This is a genomic window from Cypionkella sp., from assembly GCF_036782355.1.
Taxonomy (GTDB): domain Bacteria; phylum Pseudomonadota; class Alphaproteobacteria; order Rhodobacterales; family Rhodobacteraceae; genus Cypionkella.
This window is the reverse complement of sequence record NZ_DAIPZF010000070.1, coordinates 1-2,932: the sequence shown is the minus strand read 5'-3', so window position 1 is coordinate 2,932 and position 2,932 is coordinate 1. Positions and strand designations below refer to the sequence as shown.

The 2,932-nt window shown below is 56.8% G+C and carries 3 protein-coding genes; all 3 read left to right on the top strand.

The window, feature by feature from the left end; translation table 11 throughout:
* Positions 1-275 (top strand): ABC transporter permease (locus V7Q10_RS15510; protein ID WP_333870043.1); only part of this gene is annotated, 275 nt, incomplete at its 5' end.
* Positions 275-1,195 carry an ABC transporter permease gene (locus tag V7Q10_RS15505; protein WP_333870042.1) on the top strand — a complete coding sequence of 307 codons (921 nt, stop codon included), beginning with the start codon at positions 275-277 and terminating at the stop codon, positions 1,193-1,195. The genes V7Q10_RS15510 and V7Q10_RS15505, both read left to right, overlap by 1 nt.
* A gap of 29 nt (positions 1,196-1,224) precedes the next feature.
* Positions 1,225-2,841, top strand: a complete 1,617-nt coding sequence (locus V7Q10_RS15500; protein WP_333870041.1) for an ABC transporter substrate-binding protein — start codon at positions 1,225-1,227, stop codon at positions 2,839-2,841.
* Positions 2,842-2,932 lie beyond the last annotated feature (91 nt).

Genomic DNA, 2,932 nt, shown 5'->3' with positions numbered 1-2,932 from the left:
TGCCGCATCTTGTGCCGCTGATCATCGTCTGGGGCACTTTGGGGATTTCAACCACGGTGCTGCTGGAAGCGACGCTGTCTTATCTGGGGGTCGGCGTGCAGCCACCAACGCCAAGCTGGGGCAATATTATCTTTGAAAATCAGACCTATTTTCAATCGGCCCCTTGGCTGGTGTTTATTCCGGGCTTTGCCATTGTGGTGCTGGCGCTTGCCTTCAACCTTGTGGGCGACGCCCTGCGGGATGTGCTAGACCCAACTTTGCGGGGGTCAGACTGATGGCTGCGCTTCTTCTTCGTCGTCTGATCCAAGCTGCGCTTATTCTGCTGGGTGTATCGTTTATCACCTTTTTCCTGCTGTATGTGCTGCCGGCCGATCCGGTGCGCCAGATTGCGGGGCGATCTGCCACCCCACAAACAGTGGCAAATATCCGTGAACAGCTGGGCTTGGATCAGCCCTTTGTGGTGCAATACGGGCGCTATCTGTTTGGCCTTTTGCAAGGTGATATGGGGCGCAGCTATTTGCAAAAGACCGATGTCGCCACGCTGATCATGGCGCGGTTGCCTGCCTCATTGTTGCTGATGGCGGCGGGCATTGCGGCTGAACTGGTGATTGGTCTGGCCATGGGCGTGATTGCGGCGCTGTGGCGCGGACGGGCTGTAGACAGTGGTTTGATGATGACCTCTTTTGTCACCGTCTCGGCCCCACAATTCGTGGTGGCTTTGCTGTTGCTATACATCTTTGCCGTCAAGCTTGGATGGTTCCCGATCGGCGGCTATGGCACCGCGGCGCATCTGGTTTTGCCAGCCCTGACCTTGGGGATTTTGGGCTCGGGCTGGTATGCACGCATCATGCGCTCCAGCATGATCGAGGTGCTGCGCGCCGATTTCATTCGCACCGCGCGGGCCAAGGGGCTTGCGCGCAGTCGCGTCATCCTGCGCCACGCTTTGCCCAATGCCATCCTTCCGGTGATTGCGATGATCGGCATCGACATAGGCATCTTTATGGGCGGGATTGTGGTGGTCGAGGGCGTTTTTGGCTGGCCCGGCATCGGCCAGCTTGCATGGCAAGCGATCCAGCGCGTCGACATTCCCATTATCATGGGCGTCACACTGGTCTCTGCCTGCGCAATTGTTCTGGGCAACCTGCTTGCCGACCTCGTGGTTCCCCTGATCGACCCTCGTATCCGTATTCGCTGAAACCAAAAACACCAACAGGAGAGAATGCTATGAAAAAACTGCTCGTATCTACTGCTCTGATCGCGGCCTTCGCGCTGCCTGCCTTTGCGCAAGAAACTTTGGACCCGAACGCCAAATCCGGCGGCGGAATTGTCGTGACCTATAAAGACGATGTGGCAACCCTTGACCCTGCGATCGGATATGATTGGCAGAACTGGTCGATGATTAAATCGTTGTTCGACGGGCTGATGGACTATGTGCCTGGCACCACTGAACTGCGCCCGGGTCTGGCGGAAAGCTATGACATCTCGGCGGATGGCATGACCTTTACCTTTCATCTGCGCGCAGGTGTGAAGTTTCACAACGGTCGCGTGATGACCGCTGAGGATGTGAAATATTCGCTGGACCGCGTCACCACGCCAGCCACCCAATCGCCAGGTGCTGGCTTTTTTGGTGCGATTGCAGGCTATGACGCGATGGCAGACGGATCGGCAACCTCGCTTGCGGGCGTGACCGTGCTGGACCCTGCGACGGTTGAGATCAAACTGTCGCGTCCAGATGCAACTTTCCTGCATGTCATGGCTTTGAACTTTGCCTCTGTGGTGCCGAAAGAGGCCGTCGAGGCAGCGAATGGTGATTTCGGCAAGATGCCTGTCGGCACCGGTGCCTTCAAACTTGCGGAATGGACCATTGGCCAAACGTTGATCTTTGCCAAGAATCCCGACTACTGGCGCGCTGGCCTGCCCTATCTGGACACCGTGACCTTTGAAGTCGGCCAAGAGCCTATTGTGGCGCTGCTTCGGCTGCAAAACGGCGAAGTCGATGTCCCCGGCGACGGCATTCCACCTGCCAAATTCCAGGAAGTCATGGGGGATCCAGCACAGGCCGCGCAAGTGGTCGAAGGCGGTCAATTGCAGACCGGCTATATCACTTTGAACGTGACCATCCCGCCGCTGGATAATGTCGAAGTTCGCAAGGCCATCAATATGGCGATCAACAAAGACCGTATCGTTCAGTTGATCAACGGGCGCGCTGTGGTGGCAAACCAGCCGCTGCCGCCGTCGATGCCCGGCTACACGATGGATTATAAGGGCTATAGCTATAACCCTGAAGAGGCCAAGAAGATGCTGGCTGATGCGGGTCTGCCTGATGGCTTTGACACCGAGCTTTATGTGATGAACACCGATCCAAATCCACGGATCGCACAGGCCATCCAGCAAGACTTGGCAGCGATTGGCGTCAAAGCCTCGATCCAATCTATTGCTCAGGCCAATGTGATCGAAGCCGGTGGCGCGGGCACAGCCCCAATGATCTGGTCCGGCGGCATGGCTTGGATTGCAGACTTCCCCGACCCGTCGAACTTCTTTGGTCCAATCCTTGGCTGCTCTGGCGCAGTTGATGGCGGCTGGAACTGGTCCAAATTCTGCGACGCTGCGATTGATGCCGAGGCAACTGCTGCCGACAGCATGATTGATCCTGCCGCACCCGAGCGCATGAAGATGTGGTCGGATGTCTATATGAAGGTGATGGAGCAAGCGCCTTGGGTGCCGGTGTTCAACGAACAGCGCTACACCATGAAATCGGCGCGTATGGGCGGGGCTGACAATCTCTATGTCGATCCGGTCTCGATCCCTGTGAACTACGACTACGTTTACGTTAAGGAGTAAGCTGCATGTGCAAGGCTTGTGATTACACGATCCACGGCGCGCAACATCACTTTGGCTGGGACAATTCATTTGCCCCGGTCGAAAGGGTAGA

Coding starts and splice junctions, on each gene's coding strand:
- V7Q10_RS15505 (WP_333870042.1), top strand. CDS start 275: ATGGCTGCGCTTCTTCTTCGTCGTCTGATCCAAGCTGCGCTTATTCTG.
- V7Q10_RS15500 (WP_333870041.1), top strand. CDS start 1,225: ATGAAAAAACTGCTCGTATCTACTGCTCTGATCGCGGCCTTCGCGCTG.